The sequence below is a fragment of the Chenggangzhangella methanolivorans genome, assembly GCF_042648545.1.
GTDB lineage: Bacteria > Pseudomonadota > Alphaproteobacteria > Rhizobiales > Methylopilaceae > Methylopila > Methylopila methanolivorans.
The window spans coordinates 101991-125477 of the sequence record NZ_JBHRXS010000016.1; the positions used below are offsets into that span (position 1 = coordinate 101991).

Sequence of the window (23487 nt, forward strand, 5' to 3'; positions counted from 1 at the left end):
GCCAGCAGCGCTGCGGGGGACGCGGGCGGCCGCCGATCGGCCGCGCGGTCGAGCTCGGGCGCGCGCGCCGGACGCGCCGCGGCGGCGCGGGCCGCGGTCTCGGCGTAGCGGTCCTGCGGGTCGTCCTCGAGCGCGACGTCGACGCCCATGGCGATGTGCCATTCGAGCAGCGCGCGGGCTTCGTCTGTGGAAAGCGAAGGCGGCATGGCGACGAGCTTATCGCGTCGCGGGTCTTAAGTCGCGGCGCCCGAGCCGCGCGGGATGAAAAGCCGCGCAGGATGACGGATCGGACGCGAGGTAACGCATAGCCGTTCGACTTTCGCGCATAGGTATTCGTACCAAGATGCGCGCCGCTCTCCTCCCAAGATAGCAATCTCTGATCTCACACACGCAGGGAGTCGCCGGATCTGTTCGCAAGTCGGGACGGCTTCGGCGTTCCGATCTGCCGGCGACCGGGACTTCGGGGAGCAAGCAGATGACGGCGTTCAGACTGTCCATCGCGATGGCGGCGCTTGCGGCGCTCGCAGGCGCGGCCTCGGCCCAAACGCCCGGAACCATCCCGGCCGAGCCTCTCCGGATCGCGCCCGAGCCCCCTCGCCCGGCCTATCTCGACGACACGCCGACCGGCCTCAAGACCTTCTACCGCGCCTACGGCAAGTATCAGCTCTCCGTCGACGCCGCAGGCAAGGCCGCGACCGTCAAGAACAAGATCAACGTCAACAAGCCGTCCTCCAACGCCCGCGTGGAGAAGGCCTATCTGATGTCGGCGACCTACAACTACGCGCGCCTCGCCAACGGCAGCGTCCAGATCGAGGGCCGCAACGTCACCTGGTTCGCCACCCAGCTCAACGACGCGCCGGGCTATCCGGGCTTCTTCCAGTCCGGCCTTGCTGACGTCACCAGCATCGTGAAGGCGAAGATCGATGCGGCGCCGGCCGGCAAGATCACGCTCGCGCTCAAGGAGAAGCTGTTCGAGTCGCAATCGAGCGGCATCGACGGCGAGACGCTGGTGGTGGTGTTCAGCACCCCGAGCGATCCCAAGCCGCGCACCATCGCGCTGCTGTTCGGCGGCCAGCGGGTCGGCGGCGACACCTACGAGATCATCCTCGACCGCCCGATCAATCCGGCATCGTCGGGCGCGCGCGCCGAGATGGGGCTCGGCATCTCGTACTCCTACCAGCTCTCCGGCGTGCAGCAGTACAGCACGATCGAGGTCAACGGACAGCGCGTGACGAGCGCCGCGGGCGGGCAGGACGACGGATCCCCCGGCAACGTGTCGAACGGCGGCCTCATCACCGCCGGCGGCCTCGGCGACAAGCCGAAGAACCCGGGCTCGCCCTTCTCCGGGCCGAGCAAGCCCCGCAGCGACGACGAGCGCTATTCGCTGCTGCCCTTCATCAGCCGCACCGACACGCGCATCCGCGTCGACACCGTCAATCCGTCGGGCGACGACAACATCTTCTTCGCCTGGTTCGACCTGTCGACAGACGCCGCCATCGACGGCGACGAGGACGGCGACGGCCTGATGGACAGTTGGGAGACCAATGGCTACGACCACGACGGCGACGGCCGCATCGACGTCGACCTGCCGGCGCTCGGCGCGGACCCGAAGCGCAAGGACCTGTTCATCGCCTACGCCTGGATGACGGCCGGCCCCAGCGAACGCCTCTCGCACGAGCCGAGCCAGGCCGTGCTCGACGAGGTCAGCGCCGCCTTCGACCGCGCGCCTGTGCCGAACCCCAACGGCCGAAACGGCGTCAAGGTGCACTGGAAGAACACCGGCAGCGTCGCCCATGACGACGACCTCAACCCGGTCTGGGACGAGTTCGACGCCCTGATGGCGCCCAAGCTCACCGCCGCCCAGCGCAAGATCTACCGGCGCATGCTGAACGGCCACGCCTACAGCAACGGCGGCTCGAGCGGCCTCGCCCGCGGCATCCCGGCGAGCGACTTCATCGAGACGCTCGGGCGGTTCTCCTCCAACCCCGGCACCTTCGCGCAGCGCGCCGGCACCATCATGCACGAGCTCGGCCACACGCTCGGCCTGCGCCACGGCGGCGTCGACCACGAGAACTACAAGCCCAACCACCTGTCGGTGATGAGCTATCTCAACCAGTTCGACTGGGTGCTGAAGGACGGCGGGCCGCTGCTCGACTACGACCGCTTCAGCTTCTCCGACCTCAACGAGGGCGCGCTGAACGAGGGCGCGGGCCTCGACGCCACGGCGGGCGACGTCGCGCTGTCGGGCTACGGCGTGCGCTGGGTCCGCAGCGGCTTCATTCGCCAGAAGAACAACGCGGCGGGCTCGAACGTCGACTGGAACATCAACGGCTCGATCGAGAACCCCATCTCGGCCGACATCAACAACACCGGCACGGTCTCGACGCTGCGCGGCGGCTTCGTGGAATGGTCGAACCTCATCTTCGCCGCCGGCAGCGTGGGCGCCGGCGCCGACCCGCGCGCGAGCTTCCTCGCCGACCCGCAGACCGACCTCAAGGAAATGACCGAAGAGGACTATCTGCAGATGAAGAGCAAGCGCGGCAAGTGACGCCAAACCGCTCCGGGGGCGCCGGCCGACCGGCCGCCCCCGGAGCCCCCTACATGAGAACAGCCGCGCTCGTCCTCTTCTGCGCGGCGCTCGCGGGCCCGGCCAGGGCCGAGGGCCTCTCGGCCGGCGGCATGACCGCCGACCAGCACGAGCGCCAGACGCCCCAGCCGCCGCGCGACCTCGTCGCGGCTCGCCTTGGCGACGGTTCGGTCGAGATCCGCTGGCGCCCGCCCCCTCCCCCGCCCGGCGGCCCGCTGATGTATGAGCGGTCGTTCTCCGCCTACCGGGTCTACCGGCTCGACGGCGGCGGCGGCCGGCGCCTCGTCGCCGAGACGCGCGAGCTCCGCGCGGTCGACCCGGCGCCGCCCGCGGGCGCGAGCTATGTCGTCGTGACGCTGCAGCCATCAGGGCGCGAGGGCGCCCGCCCCGACGCCGTCGCGCCCTGACGGCGAGGCGCGTCCAGCGTCCGGCGTCCGCCGATCGGCCAACTCGCTTCGAGGCAATTTATCGCTAGTTTACGCCCTTCGCGGATGCGAACGGTTCCAGACCGCGCGAAAACGCCCAAGCTTGAGCACAGACATGACCGACGCCGAGACGACGCCCGAAGCCCTGCCCGAACGCGAAGGCATGGACTACGACGTCGTGGTGGTGGGGGCCGGCCCCGCGGGCCTTGCGGCCGCCATCCGCCTCAAGCAGCTCGACGAGACCCTGACCGTCGTGGTGCTGGAGAAGGGCTCGGAGGTCGGCGCGCATATTCTCTCGGGCGCGGTCATCGACCCCAAGGGCCTCGACGCCCTCATCCCGGACTGGCGCGAGGAGGCGGACTTCACGCGCACCGAGGTGAAGGACGACGTCTTCCTCTACCTCACAGAACAGGGCTCGATCCGCCTGCCGAATTTCGGCATGCCCAAGCTCATGTCGAACCACGGGGCCTATGTGGTCTCGTTGGGCGACGTCTGCCGCTGGCTCGGCGCCAAGGCCGAGGCGCTCGGCGTCGAGATCTATCCGGGCTTCGCCGCGAACGAAATCCTCTACGGCGAGGCCGGCGAGGTCGTCGGCGTCGCGACCGGCGACATGGGCGTGAACCGCGACGGGACGCCCGGCCCCAACTTCACCCGCGGCATGGAGCTTCGCGGAAAGTATGTCGTGTTCGGCGAGGGCGCGCGCGGGCAGCTCACCAAGCAGCTCATCGAAAAGTTTTCGCTCGCCGAGGGCCGCGACCCCCAGAAGTTCGGCATCGGCCTGAAGGAGCTCTGGCAGGTCGCGCCCGAAAAGCACCAGCCGGGCCGCGTCCAGCACAGCTTCGGCTGGCCGCTCGACGACAAGACCGGCGGCGGCTCGTTCCTCTACCACTTCGGCGACAATCTGGTGGCGGTCGGCTTCGTGCTGCACCTCAACTACCAGAACCCCTGGCTCTCGCCCTTCGACGAGTTCCAGCGCTTCAAGACGCATCCGGCGATCCGCGGCGTGTTCGAGGGCGGAAAGCGTCTCTCCTACGGCGCGCGCGCCATCACCGAGGGCGGGTTCCAGTCGGTGCCGAAGCTCGTCTTCCCGGGCGGGGCGCTCGTCGGCTGCGGCGCGGGCTTCATCAACGTGCCGCGCATCAAGGGCAGCCACAACGCGGTGCTGACCGGCAAGCTCGCGGCCGAGCACATCGTCGAGGCGCTCAAAGCCGGCCGGGCCGGCGACGAGCTTTCGTCCTACGACGCCGCCTGGCGCGACGGCGCGGTCGGCGCGGATCTTCGCCCCGTGCGCAACGTCAAGCCGCTGTGGTCGCGCTACGGCACGCGGCTCGGCGTCATGCTGGGCGGACTGTCGATGTGGGCCGAGCAGTTCGGGATCTCGCTGTTCGGCACGCTCAGCCACGACAAGCCGGATTACAAGGCGACGAAGCCCGCCAAGGACTTCCAGAAGATCGCCTATCCCAAGCCCGACGGCGTGCTGACGTTCGACAAGCTCTCTTCGGTGTTCCTGTCCAACACCAACCACGAGGAGCACCAGCCCGTGCATCTTCGGGTCAAGGATATGGGGCTCCAGAAGTCATCCGAGCACGACGTCTTCGGCGGCCTCTCGGCGCGCTACTGCCCGGCGGGCGTCTATGAGTGGCTGGAGGACGGCCCGGAGCCGAAGTACCAGATCAACGCGCAGAACTGCGTGCATTGCAAGACCTGCGACATCAAGGACCCGAACCAGAACATCGTCTGGGTCGCGCCCGAGGGCGGCGGCGGGCCGAATTACTCAGGGATGTGATAACTTGCGAAGATCCACGTAGCTGAGAGATTTCATGACTGATTTCAAATCATTCTATGCAGACGATCATCACCGCACGCTGTTTCCGATGCAGTGTAATCGCTTTTTGCTAGAGAACGGGCAAGATTAAATTTCTCAATTTATTGATAAATGCGTTGACCAGTCGATTCCTGAAGTTTCATTTCTACCACAGACCAGGGTTTATGCAGGAAAACCAAATCTACATTTAAGAAGAACTGTCAAACTTGATCCGGTTGCGGAATTTTTTATTTATAAGATAGTTTACAATAATAGATCGCGATTTCGCCAACCTCATACTAAGAATCGAAAACATTTTGGTTATCGTTTTTCAGAGGGAACTCCAATAAATCCATCTCAATCATACGCAGGCTTCAAGGGCGCAATCGCTGATAACGTAAAAAAGTACAAGCATTACATTGCATGCGACGTCGCTTCGTTCTTTAATTCTATTTATCATCATGATATCGTTTCATGGATGGCCGACATAGGTGCTGAAGAAAAAGATTTTATGTCATTGGGGCAATTTCTTCGCGAGATTAACTCGGGCCGCTCGATCGATTGCCTTCCTCAAGGTCTTTACCCTACGAAAATGATTGGAAATGATTTTCTGAGATTTATAGACAACTTTCATGGCTTAAAATCAGAAGTAATGATACGATTTATGGACGATATGTACCTATTTGATGATAACGAAAAGAATATTACTTCAGACTTTTTGTTAATTCAGAAACTTCTTGGCGACAAAGGACTCTCTTTAAACCCGAATAAGACGTTTAGGGCTGGAGATCACGGTGACTTTTCAGCCGAAGTCGACGAAGTAAAGCGAGCGCTTTTAAGGCGACGCAGAAATATTGTTACGATCGGTTACGACGAGAACGAAAACGAAATCACTAAAGAGCAAAAAATAAATCTGAAACTATCGAATGATGAATTGAACTATATACTTGAACTTCTGAAAAAGGAAAATCTTGAAGAGGAAGACGTGGAACTTGTGCTTACTATCATGGGTGAGTACCCGAAAGAAGTAGCGCCACGTTTAGGCGACATGATCGTTAATTTTCCTCATCTAATAAAAAGCATTTATGGATTCTGCAAGTTCATAGAAAACAAAGATGAACTTGCTGATATCATATTAAATTTGTTGTCTCAAGAAAACAATCTTCAAGAATTTCAGCTATTCTGGGTTGGCTGGATTATCGAGTCACACCTTATTAATACTAAAAATGCCGCTAGAATAATTGATCTAACTTTTAATCATCGCAACGCAAGCGTCATATCAAGGTCAAAAATACTTGAGATTGGCGATGCACGGTACGGTCTAAGCGAACTGCGAGCGCAATATTTAGGTGCCGGACAGTCCGATTGGCTATCTTGGTCATCTGCTGTCGGAAGTCGAACTCTTTCAGCGATATCCAGAAATCACAGACTCACATACTTCGGAAAATCTTCACAAATGAATCAGTTAATATATAGTGTTTTGACAAAATGAACGAGTTATTCGAATTTTTCTCACGTAGGGTCACGTTACCCCTCAGTATGAATACTTACATTACTTGACTCGCATCTCTTCGAAGCGCCTGATCGACGGACAGAACACAAGACGACATCGGGGGCTCGCATGGCCCGCGTCGCGTTCGAAGCCGGTCCAGCGCTTGGGACTCCTCGGCTCTCCGTCGGGCGGCGCTGGGCGCTGACGCTGGCGGCGACCGCCGCCTCGACCTATGCGCTCGACGCCGTCGCGACCGCGGCGGGCGCGGGGCTCGCCGCCTCGAGGGTCCTGGCCGCGGCCGGGATCGGGCCGCTCCTCGCTTTGCTCGCGGCGAGCTATGTGGTCTGGGCGCTCGGCCTGCGGGTCGCCATCGCGGCCAACTGGACGCTTCTGGAGACCACCGGCGCAAGCTCCAACGCGCTCTCCAAGGCCGCCTACGACGTCGCGCAGGCGAGATCGCGAAACCTCCTCCTGCGCCGGCGCGCGGCGGCCGCGGGCTATGTGGCGATGGAGGTCGCCAAGGAGGCGCCCTACTACGCCGGCGCCTTCGGCGCGGCGCTCGTCGTCGAGGAGCTGACCGCGCGGGACGCGCTCGCCTTCCTCATCGGCTCTAATTTCGGCGCGGCGGCCTATGAATGCGCGCTCGGCCAGACGATCCGGCGGTTTCTGCCGGCGGGCGCGGACGGGCTTTTGCCGTCGAAGCCGAGGTCCGCGCTGGCGGACGAGATCGCCGCCACGACGCGGCGCGCCGACGAGAGGACGGTCGCGTCGTCATGAAAAAAGCCCCGACCGATGCGGTCGAGGCCCTTCTTCAGGTCAGGTCCGGCGAAGCGTCGACGAAGCCTACTTGCGGCGGCTTATTTGCCGGAGCCCGTCGTGGGGGTCTCGCTGTGGCCGCGCAGATCCTTGGCCTGCTCTTTCGATGTGCCGGCCGAGGTCGGCGTGCCGCTGTCCATCTTGGACGACGACGAGCCCTTGTTCTCCATGCCCATCTGGCCGGTCGAGCCCTTCTGCTCCATGCCGGACTTCGGACCGGAGCCGGTCTCGGACCCCATGGTGGCGTTGTTCTCCTTGCCCGTCGCCTGCGCGGACGCGTAGGTGGTCGGGGCGATGAGAGCCGCAGTCGCGAGGCCGGCGGCGATAATGGTCTTGATGGTCATGTCGTTCCTCCATATTGCTTCCGCGCGCCAAATTTTTATCTGGCGTTTATCCGCGAATTTATGTCGTGATATTTCAACGCGACTTGGATACGCCTTGCGCGAAATCTCATCACCATTACGGTTCGGATCGGGATTACGTTTCATCACACTCAAAAATATATTTTTTATCATTCATGCAACCAACCATGACCATGTCGGATCACGCCGGCTGGGGCCGCCTCGGTCTCCCGAGGTTGCGCTCGAAAAACCCGCCGCCTATGACGGCCTCGTGATCATTTGAACAGTTTGGAGCGTCGCATGCGCAGTCTCGCTTTCGCCGCCTGTCTGACTGTCGCGTCTCCGGCGCTCGCCGCCGAGACCCTGCCGCCCCGCGCGCCGGGCCTGTGGGAATCCAAGACCACCTCGGCCGACGGGGTCACCACCGCAAAGCAGTGCGTCGGCGAGGGCACGGACGCGGCCGCCGTCGCGGCGATGGGCGGCAACCGGCAGTGCTCGAAGAACGCCGTGACGAAGACCGCGGACGGCTGGACGAGCGAGACCGAATGCAAGATCGGCGAGATCACCGCGACGTCGCGCGGCAGCTTCACGGGCGACTTCAAGCGCCAGGTCCGCACCGAGCTCGAGACCACGCTGACGGGCGTGCCCGGACAGTCCGGGCCGACGCCGCGCAAGACCGTGATCGAGGCCCGGCGCCTCGGCGACTGCGAGCCGGGGCAGGCGCCGGGCGACATCATCCTCTCCGACGGCAAGGTGGTGAAGACGCCCGGCGCGAAGTGAGCCGCGGGCGGGGCCGCCCGAAGCGCGCCGGTTGCCCGGCGGGCCGCCGCCCCGTAAGGTTTTTCGCCTCCGGGCCTGCGGCCGGAGCCTGACGGAACATCGCCTGTGGGAGGGCTTGAGTGCACCGGTCCGGCGCGCGAGCTGCGATCGCTCCGCTGGCGGCTTCGCCCGCGCGGCTGTCGCTCGCCGGCGCGGCCGTGGTGCTCGCCGTCTTCCTCATCCAGTACACGAGCGGCGTCTCGCCCTGGGGCCATTTCGCGCCCGTCGAACTCTCCAGCAACATCGTGGCGCTGGCGGGCCTCGTCTGGACGCTGATCGAGCTGCGCGCCCATTGGGGCGAGCGGCGGCTGCGCGCCGCATGGGCCGCGGCGACGATCGCCATGGCGATGCTCGCCGTCGACGGCGACCTCGACGCCGTCCTTCCGATCGAGCGCTGGGGGCCGGCGAACTGGGCCGTCACCGAGATGGGGCTGTCGATCGTCACCTGGCTCGTCGCCGCCGGACTGCTGTTCTGGGCCGCGCGGCGGTTTTCGGCCCGCGGGATCGCGACGCCCGCGCTCGGGCTCGGGCTCGGCCTGCAGGCGATCGCCCAATATGCCGGCTGGCTGTCGGTGAGCCAGCCGCAGACGCCGACCGGCGCCGAGGTGCTCGAATATCTGAACGACATCGGAGAGCTTGCGGCGACGCTCGCCTATCTGGTGGCGCTGCTGGTCGCGGAGTTTTCGCCGGCGCCGGCGCGCGGCGCGGCGGAGGCCGCGGGGTCGGCCGCGCAAACCTCCGCGCCGAGCGCCGCGCGGGCGGCGGCCGCGCTCGGCCACCGACGGGCGGGCGCGGAGATCGTGTCGTTTCTCGCAAGGCGTTCGGATTCCAGGCGATTCGCCGCCGCGGGGATCGCGTTTCCGCCGGTCTATCGCGTCGCCGGCTTTTCCTGGCGCGAGCGGCCGGGAGAGGCGCCCTGGCGCGCGCCGCATTTGGCCTATGTGTTTGGCGACGCGGATCTTTCCGGCGTCGAGGAGGCCGAGCGGGCGCCGTTCGCACGGCCCGATCCGGCGCTGGACGACGGCTGGGTGGTGGTCCGCCGCCACGCCAGCCACGCCGCCGCCGCCGGATATCTGGCCGCGTCGGCCGAGCTTTCGGACGAGAACTCGCCGCCCGCGATGGTCCAGACCGGCGACGGCGTCTTCACGATCGCGCGACGCGCGGCCCGTCCCGGAGCGCCGAAGTCCTTGCTGATCTACGCTTCCGACGGTCCCGACGGCGCGCCCTGGGCGCTCGTGGTCGCGCCGGACGGGGCGGAGTTGCCGGCCGATACGTTTCTGGGCGCGCACGGCGAGGAGGCGTGGGTCGACTAGCCCCGCCACCCCGGGGCCTTGCGGCCAGACTGTTGCGAAACCACTACAAATCGCCATTGATGCGGCCGTCGGCCGAACGAACAACGCCAGAGGAACGAAGATGACGAGACCGCTCTCGGTTCTTCAGAACGCGACCCGGGCCGACGTGCGCTCGGATCCGTTTCCGCATATCGTCCTGAAAAACGCGCTGCCGGAGGCGCTCTACGACGAGTTGGCCGCAAGCTTTCCGAGCGCCAAGGCGCTCGGCGTCGACACGAGGCAAAACAACAAGCGCTGGAACTATTTCGCCTACAAGGTCACCAAGAACGGAAGCCTGCCGAAGATCTGGCGCGATTTCATCGCCTATCACGCGTCGCAGGCGTTTTATGACGAGATTGTCGATCTGTTCTACGAGGACATCGCCGCGCTCTATCCCGGCCGGTTCGGCGACAAGGCGCAGATGCGCGGCATGCGCGCCGGAACCCGCAAGCTGGTCGACTTCTCGAGCGCCGACGTCCTGATGGACGCCATGATCAGCGGCAACACCCCCGTCACGACCGCCGGCTCGGTGCGGACGAGCCATGTCGACCTCGGCGACAAGCTTTATTCGGGCCTGTTCTACATGCGCCCCGACGACTACGACGCGGTCGGCGGCGACCTGACGATCTCGCGTTTCGCCGACGCCGCGCTGACCGACGTCGAGCGCCATGCGCTGTTTGACGACGCCTATGTCGAGGACCGGCATCTCGAGCATGTCGCCACGGTGCCCTACGCCAAGAACACCGTGGTGCTGTTCATCAACTCGCTGAAGTCGGTGCACGGCGTGACGGTTCGGCAGCCAAGCGACAAGAGCCGGCTGTTCATGAACCTCGTCGGCCAGGTCGACCCGCCGCTCTATTTGCTGCATCAGGACGGGCGGCCGGCCGAATATGTCCCTGACGGCTATGTGTCCCCGCGCGCCAAGGGCGACGGCCTGATCATGGCGCTCATCCGGCGCCTGCGCGCGGCCTGAAGGCGAATTCGGCCCTTTTGGCAGCGCGCCTTCGACCAAAGACTCAGGCCGGTTGCGAAATTCGACGGCGGCGAGACCTTGGTCTCGCCGTGTTTTGCGAAAGATGATGGCTTGGGCGACGTTTGCGGACGCGGCCGGGCTCGACGCCGGGCCGCTCTCCCGTCTGCGAACACGGAGTCAGGAGCCTCGATCGTCGCGAGATGAGCATCCGTGTGTCTGTCCTCGCCGCCGCGGTGCTCGCCGCGACGCCTGCGCTCGCCATCGACCTGCCGCCCCGCAAACCCGGGCTCTGGGAGACCCGCGCGGTCATCAAGGGCCGTTACAAGGTCATCCGCCGCTGCTTCCGCCAGGGAGAACGGTCGGCCTTCGTCGACACCGTCGGCATCGACGCCTGCACGCGTTCGACCCAGAAGCCGCTTCTGCTCGAGGGCTACCTGATGCAGGCCGAATGCCGCACGCGCGGCTATGTGCTTCGCGGAAAGCTTCAGATCGCGGGGGATTTTTCCGGCGACCTGAAGGGCATGGTGCGTACGACGGTCGAGCGTGAAGACGGCTCGACCGCGCCCCTGCGCTACATGATGCCGTTCACGAGCGTGCGCCTCGGCGAGTGCGGAACCGAAGGCTGATCCTCAGCCCGCGAGCTCTTTCGCCCGTCTGGTCGCGGCCAGCACCGCGCGCTCGACCAGCGGTTCGAGCCCGTCGTCGGCCATCAGCACGCCGAGCGCCGCGGCCGTCGTTCCGTTCGGCGACGTGACGTTGCGGCGAAGAATTGCGGGCGGCTCGCTCGACTGGCGCATCAGCTCGCCCGCCCCTTCGACGGTCTTGCGCGCGAGCGTCTCGGCGACGTCGGCCGGCAGTCCGGCGGCGACGCCGGCCTTGGCCATCGCCTCGACGAGCAGGAACACGTAAGCGGGCCCGGAACCCGACACGCCGGTGACGGCGTCGATCAGCGCTTCCTCCGAAACCCAGACGACGTCGCCGGCCGCCTCGAGCAGTTTTTGAGCGACCGCCCGCTGGCGCTCGGAGACGGTCTCATCCGCGAACGCTCCGGTGATCCCCCGACCGACGGCCGCCGGCGTGTTGGGCATGGCGCGGACGATCGCCGCCTCCGCCGAGAACGCCGCCGACAACGTCTTCAGCGTCGTGCCGGCCATGATCGAGACCACGACGGTGGAAGGGCCTGCGAAGGCCGCGGCGACCGGCAGGGCGCCCTCGGCGATCTGCGGCTTCACCGCGACGAGGATCGCGGCGGGATTGGAAAGGTCGCCTGCCTGCGGGCCGACGGTGACGCCGAGCCCTTTTAGCCTGTCGAGCGACGCGTCAGGCAGCGCCGGATCGACGACGAAGACGGTCTTGGGATCGAGCCCTCGGTTCAGCCAGCCTTCGAGGAGCGCGGAGCCCATCTTGCCGGCGCCGATCAGAAGAACCGGGCCGCCCGGATCGAGCGGCCCGGAATAATGCGCGTTCATGAGGATGCTTTCACAGGGAAGACTGAACCGTCACGCCTGCCCCACGGTTTCGAAGGCCACCACCTCCATGGCCTCCTTTGCGCCCTTGCCCGCCCAGACGACGAACTGGAACGCCTGATAGTGGCGTTCGCAGGCCTCGAGAGCGGCCTCGAGCAGCGCTTCGCACTGCGCGGCGCTCGCCTCGGCGCCCCCGGCGAGCAGAAGCGTATGGCGGTAGGCCACCACGCCTTCGTCGCTCCAGAGATCGAAATGTCCGAGCCAAAGCTGCTCGTTGACCAGCGTCAGAAGATAGTGAACCTCCGGTTTGCGGCGATCGGGAACTTTGAGGTCGAAGGCGCAGGCGAGATGCAGGGACTCCAGTTCGCCCATCCACGTCAGCGAGACGTGGTAGTCGGACCATGATCCGTCGACCGAGATCGTGATCTCGTCGTCGCCCGTCCGGTCAAAGGACCAGTCGTTCAACGTCGCGATGCGTTCGATCATGTCGACAGGATGGGCCTGGCGATCGGCGTCCACGTCGATGAGAGCCATGTGAGCTCCTCCCCGGGTGAGGCCCGACTGACGGGCGTGGGAACGACGTTACGCGTGACGGACGGGCAACGGCTGCCCGCCAACCGCAGCCTGCAATCCATCCGGACCTTTCGGTCCGCACGATTCGGGCCGCCTGATACAGTATATGGCCCGTCTTTTCGCGCTGCACACGACAGATTGCAACGGATCGCCCCGGCGTGGGGATCTGTTGCCCCAAAGCCTCTTGATGATCGGCCGATCAATCGCCGACGGCGCCGTCGGGCCCCTTGGGCGCGCCGTCGGGCGCAGGCTCTGGAACCGGCTCGCCCAGCGGCTCGTCGCGGGTCGCGCCGAGCTTGGCCTCGAGCGCCGCGATCTTCTCGGCGAGGCGCTCGTTCTCCTCGCGCGCCTTCACCGCCATCGCCTTGACGGCCTCGAACTCGTCGCGGCGCACCACTTCGAGCTCCGAAAGAACGCGGGCGGCCTGCGACCGGACCGCCGTCTCCACCTCGCGGCGCACGCCGGCGGCCGCCCCTGCAGCGTCGGTCATCAGCCGGCCGAGTTCGTCGAACACGCGTCCGCGGGCTTCGGTCATGGGCGTCGGTCTCCGGCTCGGGTCTCGGCGGGCGCCTGATTGCAAGCGCGCCGCGTCTTCGACAGATGGCCCGGCCCGCGCTGCGGCGCAAGACGGCGGCGCGCTCGGAGCAGCCCGGGCTCAGCCGGAGGCGCGGCCCTCGCCGGCGACGCGCCAGTCTCCTCTGGAAGACGCCGCTTCCTTGCGCGGCTCCTCCGCTCGAGCGCCGCCGGGCGTCGCGATCTGGAACGACACCACCCCGTTGGTCGCGGCCCGGTCGATCCAGAGACAAGAGCCGTAGGCCGCGAGAATGTCCTGCACGATGACGAGGCCGAGGCCGGCCGAACTTTCGCGGTCTCCCGCCGTCAGGCTCGAAGGCGAGGCGTTCGCCCCAAAGCCCGGTCCGTCGTCCTGGACGGCGATCCGCGCGGCGCCGCCCAAATCCTCGCAGCGCACCGTGACGCTTCCGGCCGCCCATTTGCGGGCGTTGTCGAGCAGATTGCCGAGGATCTCGCCGAAATCGTCCGGATCCATCTTCAGCATCAGCGAGGGCGGCGCGTCGCACCGCCATTCGAGCTCTTCTCCGCGCGGCATGCGGCTCATCACCCGCACCAGCCGCTCGGCTGTCCTGGACGCGTCGACATTGGCGCCGAGAGCCGTCGCGGCCCCGTTGGCGCGCGCCCGGGCGAGCTCGCGCTCGACATGGGTCTGGATCGCGGTCGTCTGCTCCTTGATGCGCCTCGCGACGTCGACGCTTCCTTCAGCCTCCAGGCTGCGGTGCTCCGCCGCCAGGATCGCGAGCGGCGTCTTGAGGCCGTGCGCCAGCGCGCCCGCCCGCTCGCGCGCCTTTCGGACGAGATGTTCCTGGCCTTCGAGCAGCCGGTTGAGATCGTCGGCGAGCGGCGCGACCTCAGCGGGGACGGCCCCGCGAAACCGCGACTGACGGCCTTCCCGGATCTCGCCGAGCTCGCGCCGCAGCCGGTCGAGCGGCTGAAGGATCACCCGGAACTGCAGGCCCGCGGCGGCGAGCAGCACCAGCGAGATCAGCGCAAGCACCACCACCATGTCCCACACGAAGGCGCGGCGCGCGTCCGCGACCTGGGCGTGGTCGAGCGCGACGGCGAGCATCAGCCGACGCTGCGCCTTCGGAGGCCCGACCGACAGCGGGCGTTCGACCACGTAAAGCTCGCTTCCGTCCGCGCCGTCGACCTCGAACCATTTTCCCGCGGCGCGTTCGGGGCCGGCCTCCGACAGATCGAGCGGCCGCCCGCCGAGCGACGGCGACAGCAGTTCCGGCTCGTCCTTGTCCATGAGCTGCCAGTAGGCGCCGCTGCCGCGCGCGTCGTAGCGGGCGTCGCGCGCCGGGATCACGAGCCGCGGCTCGCCGTCGTCGTCAAGCGCGACGTCGCGGGCGAGCTCGGCCCAGCGCAGGTCGAGGTCCCGGCCGATCAGCTCGAGCACGTGCTTTTCGAACACCACAATGAGCGAGGCGCCGGCGACCGCGAGCGTGCCGAGCACGCAGGCGACCGCGAGCAGCAGCATGCGGCCGCGCAGGCTCTTGGCGAAGGCCGTCATGCTCAGCCCCCCACCACGTAGCCCTGGCCGCGTCGGGTCGCGATCGCCTCCGCGCCGACCTTGCGGCGCAGTCGGCCGATCAGGACCTCGATGGCGTTGCTGTCAGGCTCGCGCTCGGCGCCGTAGACGTGCTCCATCAACTCCCCCTGCGAGACGACGCAGCCCTTGCGGTGGGCGAGATAGTTGATGGCGCGGAACTCGAGGCTCGAAAGCTCGACTGAGCGGCCGTCGCGGCTCACGCTCAGCCGGCGGGTGTCGATCCGCAGGCCCGCGACCTCGATCACCGAACTCGCGACGCCCGCCGCCCGGCGCACCAGCGCCCCGACGCGCGCCACCAGCTCCTCGACCTGAAACGGCTTTGGAAGATAATCGTCGGCCCCGGCGTCGATGCCCTCGACCCTCTCCATCCACGCGCCGCGGGCGGTCAGGATCAGCACCGGGGTCAGGACGCCCTCGGCCCGCAGGCGCTTCAGCACGGTGAGGCCGTCGAGGCGCGGCAGGCCGAGGTCAAGCACAATGCAGCAATAGGCCTCGGTGCCCGCGCGGAACCAGCCGGTCTCGCCGTCCGAAACGACGTCGACGACATAGCTCGCGGCCGTCAGCGCCCGCGCGACGTCGTCGGCGATGGCTTTCTCGTCCTCGACGATCAGGATGCGCATTACGCTCGTTCCAAACGCCTTCGATCCGCGGGCGGCCCACGATCATGTCGATCGGAGACCTTATAATCCTGAAACTGACTCCAGGCTGACGGGCTCGGTCAGGATCGCGCCGGGCGCCATGCGGCAATGATCGCAGCGTCGGCCCGCACCACAAAGTCAGGCGCCGATCGGACAGAAGACATCAAGGGAGCCTCCGTCATGACAAGACATGTCGTCGCCGCGCTTGCGGCCCTCGCCGTCGTCTCCGCCACGATCGTTCCGGCCGCAGCCGCCAACGACCGCGTCCGTCGCAAGTGCGACGCCTCGGGCGACGGCGACATCTCGATGTCGGCGAAGTGGGAGAAGCGGGACAACCGCAAGAAGTTCAGTACCGAGTTCGAGGCGGCTCCGGGCGGCCGCTTCGCCGAAGGCGACCGGATCTCCATCGCGATCGACGGCGCCAATGTCGGTTCGGTCACTCTCGACACCGTGGTCGGCGGCGACGTCGTGGGCGACCTCAACTACGACACCAAGGCCGACAGCCCCGACGAACTGCCGTTCCCGAGCGACTTCCCCAAGCTGGGCAAGGGCGCGAAGGTCGAGGTCCGCTTCAAGGGCGCGGCCGTTCTGGCCTGCAAGCTTCGCTGATCGGCGCGAAGCGAAACGTCGACGGGTCCGCGGATGTCGCCGCGGACCGCCGTCAGCGGGTCGGCGCGCCGACCTGCCTGTAGGGATCGGCGTTGGCGAATTCCGGCATCTCGTTGAGCGCCGCCACGATCCTGTCGACGGTGGGCGTGTCCGCGACCTTGACGTCGAACACCTGCATCACGGCCGGGATGCTCGCGAGGCAAATGTCGGCGATCGTCACCTGGTCGCCATGGCAGAACGCGCCCGTCGCCGTCTCGGCGGAAAGCCGCGCCTCGATGGCCTGAAGGCCGGTCGTGAACCAGTGCGTCTGCCACGCCTTCCAGGCGGCGGCGTCGAAGCCCGCGCCGGTGAGATAGCGGCGCACGCGCGGCGTTATGAGCGGATGCGTGTCGACCGCCGCCATCGCCGCGATGGCGCGCGCCCGCGCCCGGCCGCGCGCGTCGGCGGGGAGCAGCGGCGGCTCTGGATGGGTCTCCTCGATATATTCGAGGATCGCGAGCGACTGGGTGAGCGGATCGCCCTCCCCGTCGATCATCGCCGGGATCGCGCCGAGCGGATTGATCCTCAGGAACTCGGGAGACCGATGCTCGCCGGCGTCGATGTCGACGATCTTCTCGTCCGCCTTGAGGCCCTTGAGCGCGAGCGCCACCCGCACTCGATAGGTCGCGGAGGTGCGCCAGTAGGCGAACAGGGTGAGAGGCCGATCCTGGGTGCTCATGCCGATCGTGATGCTCCTCGAACGGCGAAGCCGCAATCCGACCAAAGGTCGCTCACGGCGCCGCGAGCGCCATGCGCGTTGCGTCCGCCAGCCATGCGACGACAACGGATGTCGTGCACACAAGCACGCATAAATCCCTCCGCGGACGATGGACGCTGCATTGACGCAACGCCCCTGTGACAAGGGAGAAAAGTCATGAAGTCCGTGATCACCGCCATCGGCGCGCTGTCTCTGGCCGTTTCGGCCGCTCACGCCGACCCGGTTCCCCCGACCTCGCCCGCTCAGGACCACCACGCTTCGGCCGCCCAGACCTACACGGTCGCGGCGACGGCGCATCGGGTCCGGCAGGACAAGTTCGAGCCGAACGACTGGGCGACCAACCGCGGCGCCGGCACGAGCCGCAGCAACGACGCGAACGACGGCTGAGCCGCCGTCCGTTTGAACGAAGAAGAAGCGCCGGAAGCGAGAGTTTCCGGCGCTTCTTCGCGTTTTGGGGCATTGGCGGTCGGCCCGCCGCGCTTGACGCCCTGCGCGGCCTCGCCCATGGCTCGCGCCCCGCATCTCATCAGCCGGCGACCCGCCTCCATGCCCGTTTTCGCGATTCCCTTCCCGATGATCGATCCGATCGCGATCGAGGTCGGGCCGATCGCCATCCGCTGGTATGCGCTCGCCTACATCGCAGGCTTCATCGGCGGCTGGTGGCTGGCGAAGCGCATCTGCGCCAAGGACGCCCTGTGGGGCGGCGCGCGCCATCCTGCCTCGCTCGACGTCGACGACCTGATCGTCTGGGTCGCCTTCGGGGTGATCCTCGGGGGGCGCCTCGGCTACGTGCTGCTGCCCTACGGCATCGAGCAGCTCAAGGCCGATCCGCTGGAGGCCTTCCGCGTCTGGGAAGGCGGCATGAGCTTTCACGGCGGGCTCGTGGGCGCTGCGATCGCCGTCTTGCTGTTCTCGCACTTCCAGAAGAAGCCGCTCTGGTCGACCTTCGACCTCGCTTGCGTGGTCGCGCCGATCGGATTGTTCTTCGGACGGATCGCGAATTTCGTGAACGGCGAACTGTACGGCCGCGTGGCCGACGTGCCCTGGGCCATGGTGTTCCCGCATGGCGGCCCGGAGCCGCGCCATCCAAGCCAGCTTTACCAGGCCACGCTCGAAGGCGTCGTCCTGTTCCTGCTGATGCTGATCGCGGTGCGCTTCGGTGGGCTGAAGCGGCCGGGGCTCGTCGCGGGGCTCTTCATCGCCGGCTACGGGGCCGCGCGCAGCTTCGGCGAGGTGTTCCGCCAGCCGGACGCGCAGCTCGGCTTCTACGCCCACGATCTCACCATGGGCATGATCTTGTCGCTGCCCATGATCCCGCTCGGTCTCGCGCTCGCGGTCTTCGCGGCGCGGCGGCGTCTCGCGCCGGAATGACGCCGCTCGGGCGAGAGATCGCCGAGACGATCGCGGCCGAGGGCCCGATGCCGGTGGATCGCTACATGGCGCTCTGCCTGTCGCATCCGGCCTATGGCTATTACGCGACCCGCGACCCGTTCGGCCGCGGCGGCGACTTCGTGACCGCGCCCGAGATCAGCCAGATGTTCGGCGAGTTGATCGGCCTCTGGGCCGCCGAGGTCTGGCGCCAGATGGGCGCGCCGGGTCGGTTCGCGCTGATCGAGCTTGGACCGGGACGCGGCACGCTGATGGCCGACATGCTGCGCGCCGCGAAGGCGGCGCCGGGATTTCTCGAGGCGGCCGAGATCGTGCTCGTCGAGACCAGCCCCGCGCTGCGGGAGGTTCAGGCGAAGGCGCTCTCGGGGCGCACGACACGATGGGTCCAGACCGTCGACGACGCGCTTGGACAAACGGCCCTTCCCGCCATCGTCGTCTCGAACGAGTTCTTCGACGCGCTGCCGATCCGCCAGTTCGTGCGAACCGGCGCCGGCTGGCGCGAGCGGCTTGTGGGCCTTAACGGCGAAGGACGCCTCGCCTTCGGCCTGTCGCCGGCGCCCGCGGACCTTCCGCTGCCGGATGCGCCGGAAGGCTCCGTCCGCGAGATCTGCCCGCAGGCGCTCGACGTCATGACCGCCGTCGCGATCCATCTCGCCCGCCATGGCGGTTCGATGCTCGCGATCGACTACGGATACGCCGCGGGCTTCGGCGACACGCTGCAGGCCATGAAGGCCCACGCCTTCGCCGATCCTTTCGCGACGCCGGGCGAGGCCGACCTCACCGCGCATGTGGATTTCGGCGCGCTTGCCGCGGCCGCGCGCGCGGCAGGCGCGGCCCCGATGCGCCTGATCGATCAGTCGGACCTCATGGAGCGGCTCGGCCTCGGACTTCGGGCGGAGGCGCTGTCGCGGGCCTCGCCGACCGGACGCGAGCAGATCTTCGCGGCCGCCCGGCGATTGACCGACCGGAGCCCGCGCGGCATGGGCGCCCTGTTCAAGGCGTTCGCCGTCTGCGATCCAAGGCTCGGCGCGCCGCCGGCCTTCGAGCCGATTCTGAACGCCGAAACCTGAGGAGCGAAGCCATGGACGCAGCGACCTCTTCCACCGTCACGGTTCCGACCGTGACCTCGCCCGCGCTGTCGGCGCTTCCCGGGATTTCGCACGCCTTCTTCACCCGCCTCGGCGGGGTCTCGACCGGCATCTACGCCGGCCTCAATGGCGGGCTCGGCTCGAACGACGATCCGGAAGCCGTGAGGGAGAACCGCGCCCGCATGACCGCGACGCTCGGCGTCGCGCCCGGACGGCTCGCCGTGCCCTGGCAGGTGCATTCGGCCGAGGCGGTCGTGACCGACGGCCCGTGGGCGCGGGAGAAGAGCCCGCATGTCGACGGCGTCGCGACCGTGACGCCGGGCCTCGCCGTTGCGGTCACGATCGCCGATTGCTGCCCGATCCTGTTCGCCGATCCCAAGGCGCGCGTGGTGGCGGCCGCCCATTCCGGCTGGAAGGGCGCGATCGGCGGGGTGCTCGAAGCGACGCTCCTGCGCATGGAGGAGCTCGGCGCGAACCGCGCCGACGTCGTGGCGGCGCTCGGACCCTGCATCCGCCAGAAATCCTATGAGGTCGGGCCGGAGTTCGCCGGCCGTTTCACCGCCGAGGACGCCGCCAACGCGCGCTTCTTCGAGCCCTCCGCGCGCCCCGGGCACGCGATGTTCGAGCTCGGCGGCTATGTGGTCGAGCGGCTGCGCAACGCCGGGGTCGGCCATGTGGACGACCTCGGCATCGACACCTATTCGGACGAGGAGCGCTTCTTCTCGTTCCGCCGCACCACCCATCGCGGCGAGCCGGACTACGGCCGCATGATCGCTGCGATCGCGCTCGTCTGAACGGCGCGCGCAAAACCCGCTTCGCTGCGTCGGCTCAGACCGATGCGCTGATCTGCGGGTCCACAAGAATCCCCATACGACAGAAAGACGACATCACGCTTTCGCCGGAGCCCAATTCACCGGGGACAGATGCGGCTTGGCCGCGCGCATCGCTCACGGCGTGTTGAGGCTCCTTTGAATCGCTGTTAAGAGCCGTGCCGCTTCCCGGCGCGGGACCTCTTCCCGCGTCTCGCGCCGAAGTCACGGGAATTGCGCATGAAGGTCGTCGCCGGCAACTCCAACCGCGCGCTCGCAGAGGCCATCGCGGCCTATCTCGCGACGCCGCTGACGCGCTGCAACGTGCGGCGTTTCGCCGACATGGAGGTGTTCGTCGAGATCCTCGAGAACGTCCGCGGCGAGGACGTGTTCGTGGTGCAGTCGACCTCGTTCCCGGCGAACGACCATCTGATGGAGCTGCTCATCATCATCGACGCGCTGCGCCGCTCCTCGGCGCGCCGCATCACGGCGGTGATGCCCTATTTCGGCTATGCGCGTCAGGATCGCCGCTCCTCCGGCCGCACGCCGATCTCGGCGAAGCTCGTCGCCAACATGATCACGCAGGCAGGCGCCGACCGCGTTCTCACCCTCGATCTCCACGCCGGGCAGATCCAGGGCTTCTTCGACATCCCGACCGACAACCTGTTCGCCGCCCCCGTCATCGTGCGCGACATCAAGGACCGGCTGCCGCTCGACAACGTCATGGTGGTGTCGCCCGACGTCGGCGGCGTGGTGCGGGCGCGGGCGATCGCCAAGCGCATCGACGCCCAGCTCGCGATCGTCGACAAGCGCCGCGAGCGGCCGGGCGAGTCCGAGGTCATGAACGTCATCGGCGACGTCGAGGGCCGCTCCTGCATCCTCGTGGACGACATCGTGGATTCGGGCGGCACGCTGGTGAACGCCGCCGACGCGCTGATCGCCAAGGGCGCCAAGGACGTCTACGCCTATCTCACCCACGGCGTGCTCTCGGGCGGCGCGGTGGCGCGCATCACCGCAAGCCGGATCAGGGAGATGGTCGTCACCGACTCGATCCAGCCGACCGAGGCGGTGCGGGTGGCCAAGAACATCCGCGTGCTCTCGATCGCCACGCTGATCGGCGAGGCGATCGCCCGCACCTCGTCCGAAGAGAGCGTCTCGAGCCTCTTCGACTGAGGCCCCCTCAGGCCGCGACGGCGGCCTTCCGCGCGGGCTCCCGAGCCTCCACGCCGAGCATGCGGGCGGCTTCGTGCGCCGGCTTCGGCGGGCTGAACAGGAAGCCCTGCACCTGCTGGGCCCCTTCGGCCCGCACCGCCGCCAGCTGGTCGGCGGTCTCGACGCCCTCCACCAGCGTGGTGATGCCGAGGCTCGATCCGAGGCCGACCAGCGCGCGGATGATCGCCGCGCCGTCGGCCGAAGCGTCGGCGTTGCGCAGGAACGACTGGTCGATCTTGACCTTGTCGAACGGGAAGCGGCGCAGATAGCTCAGCGACGAATAGCCGGTTCCAAAGTCGTCCATCGCGATGCGGATGCCCATGCGGCGCAACAGATGGAGCGTCTCGAGATTGGCCTCCGTGTCGTCGAGCAGCACGCTTTCGGTGATCTCGAGCTCGAGACGGTCGGCCCGCAGACCGCTCGTGGCGAGCGCCAGCAGGACGGACTGCGCGAAGCTCTGGCGGCGCAGCTGGACCGCCGAGACGTTGACCGCCACGCTGACGTCGCCGGGCCAGGTCGCGGCGTCGCGGCAAGCCTGGTTCAGGATCCATTCGCCGAGCGGGACGATGAGCCCGGTTTCTTCGGCGATCGGGATGAAGGTCGCGGGGCTGATCGGCCCCTTGGTGGGATGACGCCAGCGCGCAAGCGCCTCGAACCCCTTGATGGCGTCGTCCCCAAGCTCGACGAGCGGCTGATAGTGCAGCTCGAAGTCGCCGTTGCGCAGCGCCTCGCGCAGATCCCGCTCGAGCTCGATTCGCTGCTGCGCGTTCTCGTCCATGACGAGGGTGAACACGCTCGCGACCCCGCGGCCGAGCGACTTGGCGTGATAGAGCGCCATGTCGGCGTTCTTCAGCAGTCGTTCGACGTCGTCGCCCGCCTCATCCGACAGCGCGACGCCGATGCTGACGCCGATCTGGACCGGGATGCCGCCGAGGTCGTAAGGCGCGCTCACGATCGAGATCAGCCGATGGGCGAGCGTGACGGCGGCGTTTTCGTCCTTCACCCGATGCAGCACCGAGAACTCGTCGCCGCCGAGCCGCACCACAAGGTCGACGTCCCGCACGTTGGTCCGCAGCCTGTCGGCGATGGCGCGAAGCAGCGCGTCGCCGACCGAATGGCCGTGGGCGTCATTGACCGCCTTGAAGCGGTCGAGGTCGAGGCACAGCACCGACAGCCGCCCGCCTGCGCCGTCACGGCTGAGCGTTCCGCCGACTTCGCGAAGAGCGACGCGGTTGGGAAGGTCGGTGAGGGCGTCATGCCTCGCCATGTGCGCGATGCGGGCCTCGGTGCGACGCCGCTCGGTGACGTCCTCGAAGGTCGCGACCCAGCCGCCGCCGTCCATCGGGCGATGGCTGACCGCGATCACGCGGCCGTCGGCGAGTTCGCGATGCACCGGCGCCGCGTGGTCAAGCGCGAGCGAGGTTCGGGTGCCCTCGCACAGCTTGTCGACGGTGAGGCCCTTCTGGTAGCGGCCGAGCGTGACGAGCTCCTCGACGATCTCGCGCTGGGTCATTCCGACGCGAAGGATGTCGCGCTTCAGGCCGAACATGTCGCAATAGCGGTTGTTGACGACGACCAGCCGGGCGTCGGCGTCGAACATGCACAGGCCCTGGCTCATGTTCTCGAGCGCGGCGTCGAAGCGCCGGACCTGCTCGGCGAGCGCGTCGCGCGCTTCATGCTGGGACGTGACGTCGGAGCCGACGCCGCGGTAACCGGCGAACGCGCCGTCCTCGTCGTAGATCGGCGCGCCGCTCAGCTCGAACCAGCGCTTGCCTCCGTCGGGATGGCGATAGGGAAACACGAAGTCTCGGATCTCGCGGCGGTCGGCGATCGCGGCGTGATAGTCGTCCCAGATCGCGCGCTCTTCGGCGGTGCGGGCCCACGCGGCGCGCTCCCGACCGAGAAGGTCGGCCTGCGGCCGCCCAGAAATCGCTTCCGAGTTGTCCGACAGGAAGGTCACGCGGCGCTCGGCGTCGATCTCCCAGAACCAGTCCGACGTCAGGCGAAGGAAGTCGTTTATATGGCGATCCATGGCCCACACCCGGACGAGCGACGACAGACGATAGAACGAGGCGTATGAAGATCCAGTAAAGACGGTAACATTGGGTTGATCGCGCGAAATCTTAACGGATATTTACTTAAATTGATATGTATACACGAGATTTGCACTACAAATAGCCAGAGCTGATGCGCAGTTTTAGGGCTTCCGCTTAAAACGTAGGCGAAGTCA

At 66.9% G+C, this 23487-nt stretch carries 23 protein-coding genes and 1 pseudogene; 15 read left to right on the forward strand and 9 right to left on the reverse strand.

Annotated features, from left to right (window positions below):
• Positions 1-206, reverse strand: a pseudogene (locus ACFOWB_RS22435) (uracil-DNA glycosylase); the annotation flags it as partial.
• A gap of 269 nt (positions 207-475) precedes the next feature.
• Between ACFOWB_RS22435 and ACFOWB_RS22440 the strand changes: the two are divergent.
• The 5 genes from ACFOWB_RS22440 to ACFOWB_RS22460 all read left to right on the forward strand — a co-directional run bounded on the left by ACFOWB_RS22440 (position 476) and on the right by ACFOWB_RS22460 (position 7085).
• Positions 476-2548, forward strand: coding sequence for a hypothetical protein (locus ACFOWB_RS22440; RefSeq protein WP_378149487.1), 2073 nt, complete (start codon positions 476-478; stop codon positions 2546-2548).
• A gap of 53 nt (positions 2549-2601) precedes the next feature.
• Complete coding sequence (locus ACFOWB_RS22445; protein WP_261404572.1) at positions 2602-2994, forward strand: hypothetical protein; 393 nt, start codon at positions 2602-2604, stop codon at positions 2992-2994.
• A 133-nt stretch (positions 2995-3127) separates the two neighbouring features.
• A complete protein-coding gene (locus tag ACFOWB_RS22450) occupies positions 3128-4798 on the forward strand; it encodes an electron transfer flavoprotein-ubiquinone oxidoreductase (RefSeq protein WP_261404573.1) in 1671 nt (556 codons plus the stop codon).
• 142 nt (positions 4799-4940) lie between these two features.
• Positions 4941-6308, forward strand: a complete 1368-nt coding sequence (gene drt5 / locus ACFOWB_RS22455; protein WP_378149834.1) for an antiviral reverse transcriptase Drt5 — start codon at positions 4941-4943, stop codon at positions 6306-6308.
• 129 nt (positions 6309-6437) lie between these two features.
• Entirely contained in the window at positions 6438-7085 is a 648-nt protein-coding gene (locus ACFOWB_RS22460) for a hypothetical protein (protein ID WP_261404575.1), read from the forward strand.
• 80 nt (positions 7086-7165) lie between these two features.
• Here the strand turns inward: ACFOWB_RS22460 and ACFOWB_RS22465 are convergent, their stop codons facing one another.
• A complete protein-coding gene (locus tag ACFOWB_RS22465; protein ID WP_261404576.1) occupies positions 7166-7468 on the reverse strand; it encodes a hypothetical protein in 303 nt (100 codons plus the stop codon).
• A 297-nt stretch (positions 7469-7765) separates the two neighbouring features.
• Here ACFOWB_RS22465 and ACFOWB_RS22470 point away from each other — a divergent pair, with 297 nt between their 5' ends.
• The 4 genes from ACFOWB_RS22470 (at position 7766) to ACFOWB_RS22485 (ending at position 11214) form a co-directional block, all read left to right on the forward strand.
• Positions 7766-8245, forward strand: coding sequence for a DUF3617 domain-containing protein (locus ACFOWB_RS22470; protein WP_378149490.1), 480 nt, complete (start codon positions 7766-7768; stop codon positions 8243-8245).
• Positions 8246-8364: 119 nt separating this feature from the next.
• Positions 8365-9597, forward strand: coding sequence for a hypothetical protein (locus ACFOWB_RS22475; protein ID WP_378149492.1), 1233 nt, complete (start codon positions 8365-8367; stop codon positions 9595-9597).
• A 100-nt stretch (positions 9598-9697) separates the two neighbouring features.
• Positions 9698-10588, forward strand: a complete 891-nt coding sequence (locus ACFOWB_RS22480) for a hypothetical protein (RefSeq protein WP_378149494.1) — start codon at positions 9698-9700, stop codon at positions 10586-10588.
• A gap of 200 nt (positions 10589-10788) precedes the next feature.
• Complete coding sequence (locus ACFOWB_RS22485) at positions 10789-11214, forward strand: hypothetical protein (protein ID WP_378149496.1); 426 nt, start codon at positions 10789-10791, stop codon at positions 11212-11214.
• A gap of 3 nt (positions 11215-11217) precedes the next feature.
• Here the strand turns inward: ACFOWB_RS22485 and proC are convergent, their stop codons facing one another.
• The 5 genes from proC to ACFOWB_RS22510 form a co-directional block, all read right to left on the reverse strand.
• On the reverse strand, positions 11218-12057 hold the full coding sequence (proC, locus tag ACFOWB_RS22490) for a pyrroline-5-carboxylate reductase (RefSeq protein WP_378149498.1): 840 nt from the start codon (positions 12055-12057) through the stop codon (positions 11218-11220).
• Between the two features lie 30 nt (positions 12058-12087).
• On the reverse strand, positions 12088-12588 hold the full coding sequence (locus ACFOWB_RS22495; protein WP_378149500.1) for a type III secretion system chaperone family protein: 501 nt from the start codon (positions 12586-12588) through the stop codon (positions 12088-12090).
• Positions 12589-12826: 238 nt separating this feature from the next.
• Positions 12827-13162, reverse strand: coding sequence for an accessory factor UbiK family protein (locus ACFOWB_RS22500; RefSeq protein ID WP_378149502.1), 336 nt, complete (start codon positions 13160-13162; stop codon positions 12827-12829).
• A gap of 120 nt (positions 13163-13282) precedes the next feature.
• The gene (locus tag ACFOWB_RS22505; RefSeq protein WP_378149504.1) at positions 13283-14716 is read right to left on the reverse strand and encodes a sensor histidine kinase; all 1434 of its coding nucleotides are present in this window, start codon (positions 14714-14716) and stop codon (positions 13283-13285) included.
• A 2-nt stretch (positions 14717-14718) separates the two neighbouring features.
• Positions 14719-15375, reverse strand: coding sequence for a response regulator transcription factor (locus ACFOWB_RS22510; protein ID WP_378149506.1), 657 nt, complete (start codon positions 15373-15375; stop codon positions 14719-14721).
• A gap of 198 nt (positions 15376-15573) precedes the next feature.
• On the opposite strand from ACFOWB_RS22510, the gene ACFOWB_RS22515 reads away from it, so the two are divergent.
• Positions 15574-16002, forward strand: a complete 429-nt coding sequence (locus ACFOWB_RS22515; RefSeq protein WP_261404584.1) for a hypothetical protein — start codon at positions 15574-15576, stop codon at positions 16000-16002.
• A 52-nt stretch (positions 16003-16054) separates the two neighbouring features.
• On the opposite strand, the gene maiA is transcribed toward ACFOWB_RS22515, so the two are convergent.
• Positions 16055-16720 carry a maleylacetoacetate isomerase gene (gene maiA / locus ACFOWB_RS22520; RefSeq protein WP_261404585.1) on the reverse strand — a complete coding sequence of 222 codons (666 nt, stop codon included), beginning with the start codon at positions 16718-16720 and terminating at the stop codon, positions 16055-16057.
• A gap of 195 nt (positions 16721-16915) precedes the next feature.
• Between maiA and ACFOWB_RS22525 the strand changes: the two genes are divergently transcribed.
• The 5 genes from ACFOWB_RS22525 to ACFOWB_RS22545 all read left to right on the forward strand — a co-directional run bounded on the left by ACFOWB_RS22525 (position 16916) and on the right by ACFOWB_RS22545 (position 21218).
• The gene (locus tag ACFOWB_RS22525; RefSeq protein ID WP_261404586.1) at positions 16916-17146 is read left to right on the forward strand and encodes a hypothetical protein; all 231 of its coding nucleotides are present in this window, start codon (positions 16916-16918) and stop codon (positions 17144-17146) included.
• Positions 17147-17305: 159 nt separating this feature from the next.
• Complete coding sequence (gene lgt, locus ACFOWB_RS22530; RefSeq protein ID WP_261404587.1) at positions 17306-18130, forward strand: prolipoprotein diacylglyceryl transferase; 825 nt, start codon at positions 17306-17308, stop codon at positions 18128-18130.
• The gene (locus ACFOWB_RS22535; protein ID WP_261404588.1) at positions 18127-19218 is read left to right on the forward strand and encodes a class I SAM-dependent methyltransferase; all 1092 of its coding nucleotides are present in this window, start codon (positions 18127-18129) and stop codon (positions 19216-19218) included. The genes lgt and ACFOWB_RS22535 overlap by 4 nt, the downstream gene beginning before the upstream one ends.
• Positions 19219-19229: 11 nt before the next feature.
• The gene (gene pgeF / locus ACFOWB_RS22540) at positions 19230-20030 is read left to right on the forward strand and encodes a peptidoglycan editing factor PgeF (protein WP_261404589.1); all 801 of its coding nucleotides are present in this window, start codon (positions 19230-19232) and stop codon (positions 20028-20030) included.
• A 255-nt stretch (positions 20031-20285) separates the two neighbouring features.
• Positions 20286-21218, forward strand: a complete 933-nt coding sequence (locus ACFOWB_RS22545) for a ribose-phosphate pyrophosphokinase (protein WP_261404590.1) — start codon at positions 20286-20288, stop codon at positions 21216-21218.
• 7 nt (positions 21219-21225) lie between these two features.
• Here the strand turns inward: ACFOWB_RS22545 and ACFOWB_RS22550 are convergent, their stop codons facing one another.
• Positions 21226-23289 (reverse strand): putative bifunctional diguanylate cyclase/phosphodiesterase, encoded by a 2064-nt coding sequence (locus ACFOWB_RS22550; protein WP_261404591.1) that lies wholly within the window; start codon positions 23287-23289, stop codon positions 21226-21228.
• Positions 23290-23487: the final 198 nt, after the last annotated feature.